General features: G+C 68.4%; 16 protein-coding genes. 8 read left to right on the top strand and 8 right to left on the bottom strand.

Features of this window, described 5'->3' with window-relative positions:
* Nucleotides 1–16 precede the first annotated feature (16 nt).
* The 5 genes from NKJ07_RS02000 (at nucleotide 17) to NKJ07_RS01980 (ending at nucleotide 5,305) form a co-directional block, all read left to right on the top strand.
* On the top strand, nucleotides 17–1,108 hold the full coding sequence (locus NKJ07_RS02000) for an ABC transporter substrate-binding protein (RefSeq protein WP_318570518.1): 1,092 nt from the start codon (nucleotides 17–19) through the stop codon (nucleotides 1,106–1,108).
* Between the two features lies 1 nt (nucleotide 1,109).
* On the top strand, nucleotides 1,110–3,077 hold the full coding sequence (locus NKJ07_RS01995; protein WP_318568926.1) for an ABC transporter permease: 1,968 nt from the start codon (nucleotides 1,110–1,112) through the stop codon (nucleotides 3,075–3,077).
* On the top strand, nucleotides 3,070–3,870 hold the full coding sequence (locus NKJ07_RS01990) for an ABC transporter ATP-binding protein (RefSeq protein ID WP_318568925.1): 801 nt from the start codon (nucleotides 3,070–3,072) through the stop codon (nucleotides 3,868–3,870). The genes NKJ07_RS01995 and NKJ07_RS01990 overlap by 8 nt, the downstream gene beginning before the upstream one ends.
* Nucleotides 3,867–4,592, top strand: a complete 726-nt coding sequence (locus NKJ07_RS01985) for an ABC transporter ATP-binding protein (RefSeq protein WP_318568924.1) — start codon at nucleotides 3,867–3,869, stop codon at nucleotides 4,590–4,592. Before NKJ07_RS01990 ends, NKJ07_RS01985 begins: the two co-directional genes overlap by 4 nt.
* 323 nt (nucleotides 4,593–4,915) lie before the next feature.
* Entirely contained in the window at nucleotides 4,916–5,305 is a 390-nt protein-coding gene (locus tag NKJ07_RS01980; protein ID WP_318568923.1) for a PaaI family thioesterase, read from the top strand.
* A 24-nt stretch (nucleotides 5,306–5,329) separates the two neighbouring features.
* Here the strand turns inward: NKJ07_RS01980 and paaE are convergent, their stop codons facing one another.
* Genes paaE through paaA form a run of 5 tightly spaced genes read right to left on the bottom strand, consistent with a single transcriptional unit; the run spans nucleotide 5,330 to nucleotide 8,018 of the window.
* Nucleotides 5,330–5,500, bottom strand: coding sequence for a 1,2-phenylacetyl-CoA epoxidase subunit PaaE (gene paaE / locus NKJ07_RS01975; RefSeq protein ID WP_318568922.1), 171 nt, complete (start codon nucleotides 5,498–5,500; stop codon nucleotides 5,330–5,332).
* A 1-nt stretch (nucleotide 5,501) separates the two neighbouring features.
* The gene (gene paaD / locus NKJ07_RS01970; protein ID WP_318568921.1) at nucleotides 5,502–5,915 is read right to left on the bottom strand and encodes a 1,2-phenylacetyl-CoA epoxidase subunit PaaD; all 414 of its coding nucleotides are present in this window, start codon (nucleotides 5,913–5,915) and stop codon (nucleotides 5,502–5,504) included.
* On the bottom strand, nucleotides 5,905–6,747 hold the full coding sequence (paaC, locus tag NKJ07_RS01965; RefSeq protein ID WP_318568920.1) for a 1,2-phenylacetyl-CoA epoxidase subunit PaaC: 843 nt from the start codon (nucleotides 6,745–6,747) through the stop codon (nucleotides 5,905–5,907). Before paaC ends, paaD begins: the two co-directional genes overlap by 11 nt.
* Nucleotides 6,747–7,076, bottom strand: a complete 330-nt coding sequence (paaB, locus tag NKJ07_RS01960) for a 1,2-phenylacetyl-CoA epoxidase subunit PaaB (protein WP_318568919.1) — start codon at nucleotides 7,074–7,076, stop codon at nucleotides 6,747–6,749. The genes paaC and paaB overlap by 1 nt, the downstream gene beginning before the upstream one ends.
* A gap of 6 nt (nucleotides 7,077–7,082) precedes the next feature.
* Nucleotides 7,083–8,018, bottom strand: coding sequence for a 1,2-phenylacetyl-CoA epoxidase subunit PaaA (gene paaA, locus NKJ07_RS01955; RefSeq protein ID WP_318568918.1), 936 nt, complete (start codon nucleotides 8,016–8,018; stop codon nucleotides 7,083–7,085).
* 86 nt (nucleotides 8,019–8,104) lie between these two features.
* On the opposite strand from paaA, the gene NKJ07_RS01950 reads away from it, so the two are divergent.
* Both NKJ07_RS01950 and NKJ07_RS01945 read left to right on the top strand, forming a co-directional pair.
* Nucleotides 8,105–8,755, top strand: coding sequence for a helix-turn-helix domain-containing protein (locus NKJ07_RS01950; protein WP_318568917.1), 651 nt, complete (start codon nucleotides 8,105–8,107; stop codon nucleotides 8,753–8,755).
* Between the two features lie 524 nt (nucleotides 8,756–9,279).
* Nucleotides 9,280–10,260 carry a GNAT family N-acetyltransferase gene (locus tag NKJ07_RS01945; protein WP_318568916.1) on the top strand — a complete coding sequence of 327 codons (981 nt, stop codon included), beginning with the start codon at nucleotides 9,280–9,282 and terminating at the stop codon, nucleotides 10,258–10,260.
* 96 nt (nucleotides 10,261–10,356) lie between these two features.
* Here NKJ07_RS01945 and carA read toward each other — a convergent pair whose 3' ends face one another.
* Complete coding sequence (carA, locus tag NKJ07_RS01940; protein WP_318568915.1) at nucleotides 10,357–11,430, bottom strand: glutamine-hydrolyzing carbamoyl-phosphate synthase small subunit; 1,074 nt, start codon at nucleotides 11,428–11,430, stop codon at nucleotides 10,357–10,359.
* Nucleotides 11,431–11,528: 98 nt separating this feature from the next.
* On the opposite strand from carA, the gene NKJ07_RS01935 reads away from it, so the two are divergent.
* Nucleotides 11,529–11,942, top strand: coding sequence for an Lrp/AsnC family transcriptional regulator (locus tag NKJ07_RS01935; protein ID WP_318568914.1), 414 nt, complete (start codon nucleotides 11,529–11,531; stop codon nucleotides 11,940–11,942).
* Nucleotides 11,943–11,945: 3 nt separating this feature from the next.
* Here NKJ07_RS01935 and NKJ07_RS01930 read toward each other — a convergent pair whose 3' ends face one another.
* Nucleotides 11,946–12,197 carry a hypothetical protein gene (locus tag NKJ07_RS01930; RefSeq protein WP_318568913.1) on the bottom strand — a complete coding sequence of 84 codons (252 nt, stop codon included), beginning with the start codon at nucleotides 12,195–12,197 and terminating at the stop codon, nucleotides 11,946–11,948.
* 137 nt (nucleotides 12,198–12,334) lie between these two features.
* On the bottom strand, nucleotides 12,335–12,583 hold the full coding sequence (locus NKJ07_RS01925; RefSeq protein ID WP_318568912.1) for a hypothetical protein: 249 nt from the start codon (nucleotides 12,581–12,583) through the stop codon (nucleotides 12,335–12,337).
* Between the last annotated feature and the right edge of the window lie 39 nt (nucleotides 12,584–12,622).

The raw sequence follows: 12,622 nt of genomic DNA, 5'->3' as shown, positions 1-12,622 counted from the left end.
CGGGGTGATCAGCCCCATGACGGGGCCGTACGGGGGGCTCGCGGTCGGCCAGCGCAACGGCGCGGAACTCGCCATCCAGCACGTCAACGAGGACGACGACCTCGACGTGGAGATCACCGGCGTGTACGAGGACACGGAGGCCGATCCGGCGACCGGACGGCGGAAGGCACAGTCGACCGTCGAGCAGGAGGGGGCCTCCTACCTCATGGGAGCCATCTCCTCGTCGACGGCGCTCGCGCTCAACGAGTTCGCCGTAGAGCAGGAAGTGATCTACAACCCCGGCGGCGCCGCGGTGCCCATCACGGGGTCGAACTGCAACGAGTACGTCTTCCGCGCCGAGACCAACACGGCGCAGATGGCCGAGGCCATCTCCGACTACACCGCGAACGAACTCGGGACGAACGTCTGGTTCCACATCGCCGACTACGCCTACGGCGAGTCGGTGATGAACCGCGTGGAGTCGCGGATGCAACAGGGCCGCGACATCAGCGTGGTCGGCCGCAGTCGCTCCCAGCTGGGCGCGCAGAACTTCAACTCGTACGTTAGCCAGATCGCCAACTCCGACGCCGACGTCGCCGTCCTCGGCATGACCGGCGGCGACCTCATCAACTTCGTCAAGCAGGCCGCCGGCCAGGGGCTGAAAGAGCAGGTCGCGCTGATGTCGCCGACGATGACGTTCGCCGTCGTGCGCAACGCGCTCGGCGAGGCCGCCTACGGCACCTACGGCGGCGTCCGGTACCTCCCGACGCTCGAAACCGGAAACAACCAGGCGTTCGTCTCCGCCTACCAGGAGGCGTACGACTCACCGCCGGACAACTTCGCCCGCGTGGCGTACATGTCGATCACGATGACCGCCCAGGGGATCGCCGAGGCGGGGACGACCGACCCCGCGGAGGTGAAAGAGACGCTGCCGGGGCTCGGGATGGACACCATCCTCGGCGCGAACGAGTTCCGCGCCTGCGACCACCAGGCGATGAACCCCGTGTGGGCAGCCGAACTCGTCCCCCCCGACGGCGGGAGCGGACCAGCGACCGTCAACACGGTAAAGCGGATCGACGGCGCGGACGCCCTGCCCGCCTGCGGCGAACTCGGCTGCGACCTGGGTTGAGATGTCCGTGGTCACGGGGCTCGCGGAGCAGGTGCTCAACGGGCTCACTGTCGGGATGGTGTACGTCCTCCTGGCGGCGGGCCTGTCGATCATCTTCGGCGTCATGGACGTCATCAACTTCGCCCACGGCGAACTGTTCGCGTTAGGGGCGTACCTCGCGTTCGCCATCGCGGGCCCGCTCGGCGGCGCGGGCTTTTGGGTCGCACTCGTCGTCGCACCCCTGCTCGTCGGCGTCGTCGGCATGGGGATCGAGCGGCTCACCGTCAAGCGGCTGTACGACCGCGACCCGCTGTACCACATCCTCCTCACCTTCGGGCTCGTCCTCATCATCAACGACCTCATCACGGCGGTGTGGGGCAAGTCGGCCCAGCCGTTCGCCATCCCCGCGCTGCTCGACCGGCCGGTCGCGCTGTTCGGCTTCAGATACTCGCTGTACAGCTACGCGATGATCTGCTTCGGCGCGCTGCTCGCCCTCGGGACGTGGCTCCTGTTGAACAGGACGCGGTTCGGCATGATCGTCCGCGCGGGGTCGCAGGACCGCGAGATGGTCCGGACCCTCGGGATCGACATCGACAGATACTACACGCTCACGTTCGGCTTCGGCGCCGCGCTCGCCGGCGTCGGGGGGATCGTCCTCGGCGCGTTCCAGAACGTCAGCCCCACGATGGGCTCCTCAGTCATCATCCCCGCGTTCGTCATCGTCGTCCTCGGCGGACTGGGTTCGTTCCGCGGGGCGGTCGTCGGCGGTCTGTTCGTCGGCCTCGTCCAGACGCTCGCGCGGACGTACACGCCGTTTTTAGAGGGGCTCGTGGTGTTCCTCCTCATGATCGGCGTCCTGGTCGTCCGCCCAACCGGGCTGTTCGGGACCGCTCACGAGGGCGGCCACGGCGGCGCGTTGCTCCACGGGGCAAAGGGCGGGGTGCTCTCGGCGGAGACCCGGACGAAGCTCGGGGCCGCCGCCGTGGGCGCGCTCGCGCTCGTCCCCCTGTTCGCCGAACTGACGGGGGCCGCCTACACCGTGACGCTGCTGGAGGACATCCTGATCTGGGCGCTGTTCGCACTCAGCCTCGATCTCGTGTTGGGGTACGCGGGGCTGGTGTCGCTGGGCCACACCCTGTTTTACGGCGCCGGGGCGTACGCCGCCGTGTTGGCGCTTTTGCACGTCTCGTCGTCGATCCCGCTGGCGCTCGTCGTGGCCGTCGGGGTGTGTGCCGCCCTCGCGTGGGGGATCGGCTTCCTCTCCATCCGCGTCTCGGGCGTCTTCTTCGCCATGATCACCCTCGCGTTCGCCGAACTGTTCTACAACGCCGTCTTCAAGTTCGAGTTCACCGGCGGCTCCGACGGGCTCTTCGGCGTCGACGGGGTCTACGGGATCGCCGGCGTCGGGGTCGACCTCTCGACGGTCGAGGTCGTGCTCGGGCCCGTCGTCGTCGACGGCGGCGTCGTCCACTACTATGTCCTCCTCGCGGTCGTCGTCGGCTCGTACCTGCTTGCGCGGCGGCTCATCCGCGCGCCCTTTGGCTCCGTCCTCCAGGCGATCCGCGAGTCCGAACAGCGCGCGTCGTTCGTCGGCTACGACGTCACCGTCTACAAGCGCCGGGCGTTCGTGGTGAGCGGCGGCCTCGCGGGACTCGCGGGCGGGCTGTTCGCGACGAACAACGGCTACGTCGCCCCGACCTTCCTCCACTGGATCAACTCGGGCGAGGTGATCGTGATGACGGTCCTCGGCGGGATGGGGACGCTCTACGGGCCGATGCTCGGAGCCGGCGTGTTCGTCGCCAGCGAGGACGTGCTGTCGTCGTACGTCGAGCAGTGGCGGCTGGTGATCGGGGTCCTCTTCGTGCTGTTCGTGGTGTTCGTGCCGCGGGGGCTGGTGTCGCTCCCGCGGACCGTCCTCGATCACCCGACCGTGCAGTCGTGGCGTCGGGAGCCCGGGACCGTGACCGACGGGGAGGCCGAGCATGAGTGAGCCGCGGTCCCGATCGATCGATGGCGACCCGGACGGCCCGGTCCTCCGCACGGTCGGGCTGACGAAGCGCTTCGGCAACCTCGTCGCCGTCGACGACGTCGATCTCGCCGTCGCTCCGGGGGAGTTCCGCAGCCTCATCGGGCCGAACGGGGCCGGCAAGACGACGACGTTCAACCTGCTGACCGGCGCGCTCGCCCCCTCGGCGGGGCGGGTGCTGCTCGCCGGGCAGGACGTCACCGACCTCGCGCCGCACGAGCGCGTCCGCCGCGGGCTCGGCCGGTCGTTCCAGCTCACGAACGTCTTCGGCGGCCTGACGGTCCACGAGAACGTCCGCCTCGCCGCCCAGGCCGCCCGGGAGGGTGGGTTCAGCCCGCGCGAGGCGTTCCTCCGCCGGGCCGCGACGTTCGACGACGTCGCGGACCACACGGCGCGCGTGCTCGAGCGCTCGGGGCTCGCCGACCGCGCGGGCGAGGTGGCCGACGCGCTCGCGTACGGCGACCGCCGCCGCCTCGAGATCGCGATTGTCCTCGCGACCGACCCCGAGGTCGTCCTGCTCGACGAACCCACCGCCGGCATGAGCGCCGACGAGACCCGGGCGACCATGGAGCTGATCGACGACGTGCTCGCCGACCGGACGCTCGTGCTCATCGAACACGACATCGATCTGGTGATGCGTGTCTCCGACCGGGTGACCGTCCTCCACCGCGGCGCGGTGCTCGCCGAGGGGACGCCGGAGGAGATCGCGGCCGACGAGGCGGTCCGCGAGGCGTACTTCGGAGGTGTCGAGGTGTGACCGATCCCCTCCTGTCGGTCCGCGACCTCGTCTCCGGCTACGGGGCGACGCGCGTCCTCCAGGGGATCGACCTCGACGTCCACCAGGGAGCCGTCGTCGCGCTCATCGGCCGCAACGGCGTCGGGAAGACGACCACGCTCCGGACGATCCTCGGCACCGTCACCCCCACGTCGGGGTCGGTCACGTTCGACGGCCAGGACGTCACGACCCTGTCGGCGGAGCGGACCGCCCAGGCCGGTATCGCGCTCGTGCCCGAAGAGCGGCGGATCTTCCCCGGGCTCACCGTCAGGGAGAACGTCCGGATCGGCCGCCTCGGCGGGCGACGCGACGCCGACAAGCCGACCGTCGACGACGTCGTCGACGAGTTCGAGAACCTCCGGCGGCACCGCGACAGCCGCGGCTCGTCGCTGTCGGGCGGCGAGCAGCAGATGCTCGCCATCGCCCGCGCGCTCGTCGCCGCGCCCGAACTGCTCATGCTGGACGAGCCCACGGAGGGGCTGGCACCGACGATCGTCCAGCAGGTCCGGCGGAAGATCGCGGAACTGAACCGGGAGGGTTCGACGGTGCTCCTGGTCGAACAGAACGTCGGCGTCGCGCTCGACGTCGCCGACTACGTCTACATCCTCGCCAAGGGGCGGGTCGTCCACGAGGGAACCGCCGCGAGCGTGGCCGAGAACGACGCGGTGTTAGACCGGTATCTGGGCGTGTCGACGGTGGAGTGATCGGTGAAGTCGCCCTGTGAGAAGTTGGCTCGTGACGGCGATGCGACGTGTCGTGCGACGTGTGGCAGTGGTACGAGTCCGCAGAAGCCGCTCCGAAGGCCGACGAGCGAGAAGCGGGGACCCGGGGGGTGGAAGCAGAGAGGCGAGAACGTGGGTGTGGAGGTCACGCGGTCGCCAGGGCAGTTGTACCACGGGCCTCCCCAGCCGACTCGCTCGTTCCCGCCGGTCACTCGCTCATCCCTCGCGCGACGGGGCGACCGGAGTAACCCACCTGCGCGACGAGCGGGGGAAACGACGAAGACCCACCGCCACGAGCGAGGGATATGGACATCGAGACGTTCTTCGAGTCGATGCCGTTCGCCCGACTGTTGGGAGTCGAACTCACCGACGTCGGCGAGGGCCACGCCGAGGGGAGGATCGAGATGCGCGAGGAACTGTCGTGGAACGCCGACCAGGTGATGGCCCACGGCGGCGTCACGTTCACCCTCGCCGACACCGTCGGCGGCGCGGCGCTCGTCTCGGAGGTGAACCAGCCCGTCCCCACAATCGACATGCGGATCGACTACCTGAGCGCGGGGACGGGCGATCTCGAAGCCGAAGCTGACGTCGTCCGGATCGGCGGCGACGTGGGGACGGTGGACGTCGACGTGTACGCTGCGGACGACGGGAGCGAACACGTCGCCACGGCGCGCGGAGTCTACAAGACGGGGTGAGCACGCCGCAGGTCGCGCGTCACCTCAACCAAACTTCTCGAACGGCTCCTGGCAGTCCTCGCAGAAGTGCATCGACCGGCAGAGCGAGGGACCTTTCGGATGATCGCGCGTCGTGTTCGTCCCCCCGCAGTAGGGACACTCGGCGCGGTCGTCGTCCCCGGACGTGGTGACGCTCGGGTCGCGGTTCCGGCGCATATCAGATGCTCAACCCGAACTCGCGGAGGTCTTCTTTCCCCTGTTCGGTGACCATCCCGACCGACCACGGCGGGTTCCACACCAGTCGGAGGTCGACGTCGTCGACTCCCTCGACCGAGGAGACGGCCTCGCGGAGGTCGTCCTGTAGCATATCGCGGGCGGGACAGCCCGTGTAGGTAAGCGTCATCTCGACGACGACGCGTCCCGCGGGATCGACGTCGACGCCGTAGATCAGCCCGAGGTCGACGATACTGATCGGCATCTCCGGGTCCTCCACGCCGTAGAGGGCGTCCCACACGTCGCGTTCGAGACCCTCCGTCCCCTCGCCCGTCGCGGGGAGGTCGGGGACGCGCTCGCCGTCGCGATACTCGGTGTAGCCGCAGTACTGCGGCTCCTCGGCGTGCTCACTCGACATCGTCGGGATCCTCCATGAGGTGTGGCGCCTCGGCGTAGTCGAGATCGTGGTACGTGAAGGTGAACTCCTCGAACAGGGCCGGCCAGTGCTCGGTGTGGTCGCCGTCGCGGCCGCGGTGGGCGGGCGGGTCGACGAGCACCTCGCCGTCGTCGACCGGCACGCGCAGGCCGAGCGAGTCGAGGTACGGGACGACCTCGTCGAGCCACCCCTCGCGGAGGTCGTCGACGGAGGCGTCTCTGAGGCCCAGATCGACGATGTCGTTCTCTTCGGCCATCGGCTCGAACAGCGTCAGCGCGTACGGGAACAGCCGGTCGAGCGCCGCCTGGACCTGCTCGCGGCCCGGCGCGTCGTCAGCGAGGTGTTCGAGCCAACTCCGCCCGTGTTCGAGGTGGTACGACTCCTCGCGGCGGATCTTCTCGACCCGGTCGGCGATGCGGGGATACCGCGAGTCCGCGAGCGCCTCCAAGAGGTGGGACTCGTGGACGTCGAACAGGTACCCCCGGAGGACGGCGTCGGCCCAGTCGCCCTCCGCGAAGGGGAGTTCGACCAGGGTCGCGTGTCTGAACTCCGACGGCTCGGCCTCCCAGATGAGCTCCTCCTCGCTGGAACCGAAGTCCTCGAGGAGGTCGTACCACAGCCGGGCGTGGCCGTACTCGTCCTGGGCGATGTTGGCGATAGCGAGGTCCGACTCGAGGGTCGGGCTCTCGACCTGCCACTCGATGTACCGCTCGGCGAGGACGAACTCGTCGTCGGCCATCGAGCGAAGCAGCGCCTCGACGGCGGCCCGTTCGCGCTCGTCGAGATCCCCCGGGGCGTCCATCGTCGTCGACATCAGTCGTCACCCTCCGCTTCTGCGCGGGCGCGGTCGGCCTGTTCCTGTTCGCGCTGTGAGTCGGCGATCTCCTGGGCGAACTCGATGTCGGTGTTGAACGTCATCGCCCAGCGGTACGCCTTGTCGGTCGTGCCGCCGAACGTCGCCTCCTCGTGGTCGACCTCGCCGATCTCCTCCTTGGGGACGACCCACAGCGAGTGCGTCGGCTTGCGTCGGGCGTGCTGGATCTGCGCGAACATGAGCGCCATCTCCCGGTCCGGCGCGTGGACGTTCCCGCAGTGGGTGTGGTAGCCGCCCTTCTTCTCCTGTCGGAACACTTCCCAGATCATGATTACTCAGTCCGCGGCCGCCGGCGCGGGGCCGCCGGCCGGCGTCTCCATCGACTCGCGGACCCACTCGACGGCCTCCTGGGCGGCCTCGCGGGCGTCGATCTGCCCGATTCCGGGCTCGTACTCGTTCTTCGCGACGGTCCAGAACTCGTCCCAGTCGAGGTCCTCTTCGACCACCTCGTACCGCCCCTCGTCTTCGTGGTGGACGATGCGCGGGGTGTCGGGGATCTCCAGCCCGTAGCGTTCGGCCTTCGGGAGGTAGGCGTTGAGGAACTGCTGGCGGAGTTCGTCGTTCGTCATCGTCTTCAGTCCCACCGAGGAAGCGAAGTCGTGGTGCGTGCTCGAGTCGTTCGTCGGGCCGAAGAACTGGAGGATGCGCGGCCACCACTCGTCGAACGCCGCCTGGAGGCGCTCCTGCTGAGCCTTCGACCCCGTGGCGAGCTCCGCCAGGATGGACTCGCCGTGTTTGATGTGAAAGCCCTCCTCGAAGCAGATCTTGTCCATCGCGTGCGCGTACGGCTCCCAGGAGGTGTTCTTCAGCGTGGCCTGCCGCCGCATCGCCGCGCCGTCGACGAAGAAGCCGATCATCGGCACCTCCTCCCACGACTCCATCGGGTAGTGGAAACAGTTGAGGAACTTCCCCCGTCCGTCGGCGAGTTCGTCCAGCATCTCCTCGCGCGTCTTCACGCCGAGGTTCTCCGCGGCCCGATACAGCAGTTGGCCGTGGCCGATCTCGTCTTGGACCTTCGCCGAGAAGGCGAGTTTGCGGTCCAGGGAGGGTGCCTGCCGGATGAACGGTTTCTCGAGGTACGCCCCCATGATCTCGCTGTTCGCGTGGAACTGGATCATCCGGGTCGCCGCCTTCCGGTACTCCTCGGGCATGTCGTCCTTCGGCGAGAACTCCCGCGGCCCCGCCCGCTGTTTGACTGTGTCGAGATCCATTTCTACTTCAATCATCACGATTTTTCCTCATACCAGTTGTCCCGTCTATAGGCGGGTTTTATACGCTCGAGACGAGAAGTCGAGCCGTGATCACGGAGTGTCTCGTCGCGGAGTTCGACGTCGAGGGCGACGACTGCCCGCTCGCGCGAGCCACCGCCGAGGTCGACGTCGCGATCGACGCCGAGCCGCCGCAGTTGCGGGGCGACGGCTACGTCCTCCTGCGCTTTTCGGCCCCCGCGACCGACGCGCTGACCGCGGCGCTGGACGAGGACGACGACCTCCGGTATCTCCACGTGACCCAAAGCGACGGGACGACCAACTACCGCTGTCTCTCGAAACATCCGTGCGTGGTGCACGAACTGGTCGATGCGGGCTTTCTCGTCGAGTCGATGCGGTACCGACGGGGCGGCGCGACGATGCGCGGGGCCGTCGTCGGCTACGACGTCCTTCGGGGGGTGATGGAGGCGGCGGGCCGGACCGTCGGCGTCACGCTCCGCCGGGTCTACCCGCTCCGCAGCGACGACCGCGAACCGATCGCACGGCGGTGGGATCTCACCGACGCGCAGGAGGAGGCCGTCCGCGTCGCCTGGGGACTGGGCTACTTCGACCTCCCCCGCGCCGTGACGGCGTCGGACGTCGCGGCGGAGCTGGGGATCAGCAAGTCGGCGTTCCTCGAACGACTCCGCCGCGCGCAGTCCTCGCTGTTCGGGTCGTTGTTCGGCGGCGACCCGGAGTGAGTTCGTCCCTCCAGCGGATTTCGTCTCCGACACCCCAGCGCGGACTGGAGGCGGGCGTGGGACAAAATCCAGCCGTGCCATCGTCGGTGGAGGTGTACGCTATTGTCCGCTTGACCCGCGCCTGAAGACGCGGGTATGCGCTCGCACTATGTATCATTAGAAATATCTTCCCAAATTTTTATCGGACAGTCTGGCGGTCAGAAGTGGGCGGGAGTCAGAGACGGCCCGGTCGACGCCACGGAGTCGGACCGTGAGGAGTCCGCCGTGTCCGGAGCAGTACGTCTCTTTCGTCGCATCCGGTCCCCGTCCGTGTGCGGCCGGGACGGAGACGACAACCGTATAGGCACCCGGACGAACGCACGAACGATGTCGTCACGCGCCGACTCCGCCCTCCGAACCCGTCGACAGCGGTGGTGTTACGCCCGCCAACGACCCCGAGATGCGCCGGGCCGTGCGGCCACACCGGCCGCGCGGTCGCCGCGCACCCACGACCGAGCGGTCGAGGTCGGCGAGACAGCGCCCGGATGGTCGCGACCGTCCTCGAATATATCGAGCAACTACTTCCGATGAATTCGACACCGACGATCAGGCACGCTCGCGACACCGACGAGGCGGCGGTCGTCTCGTTCACGCGCGACACCTGGGCCGACCGCGACGTCACCGACTACGTCCCCGACGTGTACGCCGACTGGATCGAACGCGACGGCGAGGCGCAGCGGACGTTCGTCGTCGACGTGCGCGACGACACGGAGCCACGGGCGGAGCCGGGGGACGTCGTGGCGATCGCTCAGGGTCACCGGCTCTCGTCGTGGGAGGCGTGGGCTTCGGGGATGCGGGTCGCGCCCGACTACCAAGGGAGCGGACTGTCGGCCGCGCTGACCGACGCCGTCTTCGACTGGGCGCGCGACCGCGGCTGCGTCGTCTGTCGCAACATGACGTTCTCCTGGAACGGGCCCGCGCTCGGCTCGTCCCGTCGGGTCGGGTTCGAGCCGTGTACCGAGTTACGGTGGGCACATCCGACGCCGGACGCCGACGCCCCGTCCGACGAAGTCGACGGTGACCCGGCTCCGGACGGTGCGTGGGCGTTCTGGGCCGAGAGCGCCGCCCGCGAGCGACTCCGCGGGCTCGTGATGGACGAGTCGGAGTCGTGGGCGCTGTCGGCGCTCACGCGCGACCGGCTCCACGCGGCCGCCGACGAAGGACGACTGGTGACGGTCGCCGGTGGTCGGGCGGGGTTCGCCGAGCGCGTCCGGACGTTCGAGCGTGACGCCGACGACGGACGGGGGACGGACGTGTACGCGGAGTACGCCGTGGGCGCGTGGCCGGAGACCGACGCCGACGCCGCGGCCGCGGTGCTCGCGGGCGTCGCACGCGACGCCGCGTCCGTGGACGCCGACCGAACCCGAGTGATGATCCCCGAAGGTGTGACGTGGGCGTCGGACGCGTCGGTCGCGCGCGCGGACATCGCGGACGAGCCGGCGTTCGTGCTCGCCGCACGGCTGTAGCGTTCCGGCGCGGGTCGAGGCCGACACGGAGCACCGTCGCTGGGACGGCGGACGGCCGAAGAAACGGGGTCGAAACGGCGCGGTCGTGGTCGTGGCTCAGTCCGCCAGCGCCACTTTCGTCTCGGCGTCGACCATCGCCAGCACGTCGTCGAAGAAGCCGAGCGAGTCGTGCGGCCCGGGGTTCGCCTCGGGGTGGTACTGACGCGTGATGACGTTCAGTTCGTCGCTCTCGAGCCCTTCGGCGGTGTCGTCGTTGACGTTCACCTGCGTCACGTCGAGGTCGCCGGGGTCGGCGACGGTGTAGCCGTGATTCTGGGTTGTCATGACGACCCGATTCGTCTCGAGGTCGCGAACGGGCTGGTTGACGCCGCGGTGGCCGAACGTCATCTTCTCCGTGGCTCCGCCGAGCGCGTTGGCGACGACCTGCTGGCCGAGACAGATCCCCGCGATGGGGAGTTCGCCGACGAACTGCTCGACGAGCACCTGCGCCTGAGTGAAGTTCTCTGGGTCGCCGGGCCCGTTCGAGATGAACAGGACGTCGGCGTCCGTGGCCTCGACGTCCGCGGCCGACGCGTCGTACGGGAGCAGGTGGACGTTCGCCCCGCGGGCGACGAGCGAGTCGGTGATCGAACCCTTCGCGCCGCAGTCGATCAGGGCGACCGTGGCCTCGGAGCCGCCGTCGTCACCCGGGAAGAACTGGGGTTCGGCCGTGCTGACCTGCGTGCCAATGTCGACGTGCTCGGACATGCCCTTGCACTTTTTCAGCTCCGCTTTCGCGTCCGCCGGAGTCGCGTCGTCGCCGACGGCGATACCGCACTTCATCGCGCCCTGGTCGCGGACGCTGGTGACGATCTCGCGCGTATCGAGGTGGTCGATCGCGGGGACGGACTCCGACGCGAGCCAGTCGACGACCTCGTCGGTGAACTCGCGGGCGATGGCGGCACGCGGATGGACGCGGGACGACTCGAATCGTTCGTCTCGGACGCCATAGTTGCCGATGAGCGGGTACGAGAAGGTGAGGACCTGTTCCTCGTAGGAGGGGTCGGTCAAACTCTCTTCGTAGCCGGTGTATGCGGTCGTGAACACCAGTTCGCCACGTGTGTGCCCCGGAACACGACCACGCGCTTCGATCACGCGGCCGTCTTCCAGCGCCAGGTAGGCGTCCGACATTACGAGAATCACATGTAGGAGAGGGTAATAAGCCTTGCTTTCGAAGCCGAGTTACGAATTTCGTAATCGGTAAGTCACCACGCACGCTCCCTCCCGGTATGGACGACCTCGATCACCAGATCCTCACCATCCTCCGGCGGGACGCACGGACGGCGTACACCGAGATCGCAGAGCGCGTCGGGACGTCGGAGGGGACCGTCAGGAACCGCGTCGAGCGGATGACCGACGAGGGAATCATCGAACGGTTCACCGTGGCCACCCGAACCGGGAACATCAAGGCGATGGTGGAGGTGTCGGTCGCGGTGGACGTGAACACGAGCGAGGTCTCCGAGCGGATGGCCGACTGGGGCGACGTCGACTTCGTCTGGCAGGTCTCGGGCGAACAGGACGTCGTGCTCATCGTCGACGCTGCGGACACGGCCGCGGTGAACGACCTGATCACCCGGGCTCGAGAACTGGACGAGGTGAAGAGTACGAAGACGCGGTTGATACTCGACGAACGGCTCGGGTGAGTCCTACGCGACGGCGAGGAGGACGCCCGTCGCGAGGAGGCTCACGAGGAGCAACAGCGCGGCCACGACCAGCGTCGCCCCCGGCCGCGACTCCACGAACCCCGCGCCCTCGGGCCTCGACTCGGACTCCGGCACCCGGCGGCCCGAGAGCGTGTACCGCTCCCTGGCGTACTCCCTTCCGTACGGGTGGCTGATTACCCCCCAGCGAACGAAGAGACCGGTGATCCGCTGAACGATCCGGCGGTATAGTCGCATATGCAGACGTTCTGTTATAACCACATAAATTCCCGCAGCTAGATATCAAAAAAGAGAATGAGGGCCGGTCAGGGGGACATCACACGCCCGATTGGCGGGTCAGACAGGACGGTCGGGACGGGCGGGGCGTCGCCCAATCACCCGCCCGACGCGAACAGGATGCCCGTCGCGAGGAGGCTCATGAGCAAGAGTGCGACGCCGACGAGCGCCGCCCCGGTCCGCGGACTCAACCGTCCCGAGGTCCGCGTCGATTCGATGTCCGGGGTGCGCCGGCCAGTGATCGTGTACCGTTCCCTGGCGTACTCTCTCCCGTACGGGTGCTTGACCATCCCCCAGCGGACGAAGAGGCCAGTGACCCGGTACACGAGTTGATTCCGGAGTGCCATGTTCGCTCCCTTCGCCGCCACCTAAATAAACCCTCGCCC

This window comes from Salinigranum marinum, assembly GCF_024228675.1.
GTDB classification, from domain to species: Archaea; Halobacteriota; Halobacteria; order Halobacteriales; family Haloferacaceae; genus Salinigranum; species Salinigranum marinum.
The sequence above is the reverse complement of the archived record's forward strand: the minus strand, read 5'-3'. Positions and strand labels throughout refer to the sequence as shown.

What these genes read in the sequence shown, in the direction of transcription:
- paaA (WP_318568918.1), bottom strand. Translation starts at nt 8,018, where the DNA reads ATGGATCTCGACACAGTCAAACAGCGGGCGGGGCCGCGGGAGTTCTCG.
- NKJ07_RS02000 (WP_318570518.1), top strand. Translation starts at nt 17, where the DNA reads ATGACGGGGCCGTACGGGGGGCTCGCGGTCGGCCAGCGCAACGGCGCG.
- paaC (WP_318568920.1), bottom strand. Translation starts at nt 6,747, where the DNA reads ATGTCGACGACGATGGACGCCCCGGGGGATCTCGACGAGCGCGAACGG.
- NKJ07_RS01980 (WP_318568923.1), top strand. Translation starts at nt 4,916, where the DNA reads ATGGACATCGAGACGTTCTTCGAGTCGATGCCGTTCGCCCGACTGTTG.
- NKJ07_RS01990 (WP_318568925.1), top strand. Translation starts at nt 3,070, where the DNA reads ATGAGTGAGCCGCGGTCCCGATCGATCGATGGCGACCCGGACGGCCCG.
- NKJ07_RS01930 (WP_318568913.1), bottom strand. Translation starts at nt 12,197, where the DNA reads ATGCGACTATACCGCCGGATCGTTCAGCGGATCACCGGTCTCTTCGTT.
- NKJ07_RS01945 (WP_318568916.1), top strand. Translation starts at nt 9,280, where the DNA reads ATGGTCGCGACCGTCCTCGAATATATCGAGCAACTACTTCCGATGAAT.
- carA (WP_318568915.1), bottom strand. Translation starts at nt 11,430, where the DNA reads ATGTCGGACGCCTACCTGGCGCTGGAAGACGGCCGCGTGATCGAAGCG.
- paaB (WP_318568919.1), bottom strand. Translation starts at nt 7,076, where the DNA reads ATGATCTGGGAAGTGTTCCGACAGGAGAAGAAGGGCGGCTACCACACC.
- paaE (WP_318568922.1), bottom strand. Translation starts at nt 5,500, where the DNA reads ATGCGCCGGAACCGCGACCCGAGCGTCACCACGTCCGGGGACGACGAC.
- NKJ07_RS01935 (WP_318568914.1), top strand. Translation starts at nt 11,529, where the DNA reads ATGGACGACCTCGATCACCAGATCCTCACCATCCTCCGGCGGGACGCA.
- NKJ07_RS01995 (WP_318568926.1), top strand. Translation starts at nt 1,110, where the DNA reads ATGTCCGTGGTCACGGGGCTCGCGGAGCAGGTGCTCAACGGGCTCACT.
- paaD (WP_318568921.1), bottom strand. Translation starts at nt 5,915, where the DNA reads ATGTCGAGTGAGCACGCCGAGGAGCCGCAGTACTGCGGCTACACCGAG.
- NKJ07_RS01925 (WP_318568912.1), bottom strand. Translation starts at nt 12,583, where the DNA reads ATGGCACTCCGGAATCAACTCGTGTACCGGGTCACTGGCCTCTTCGTC.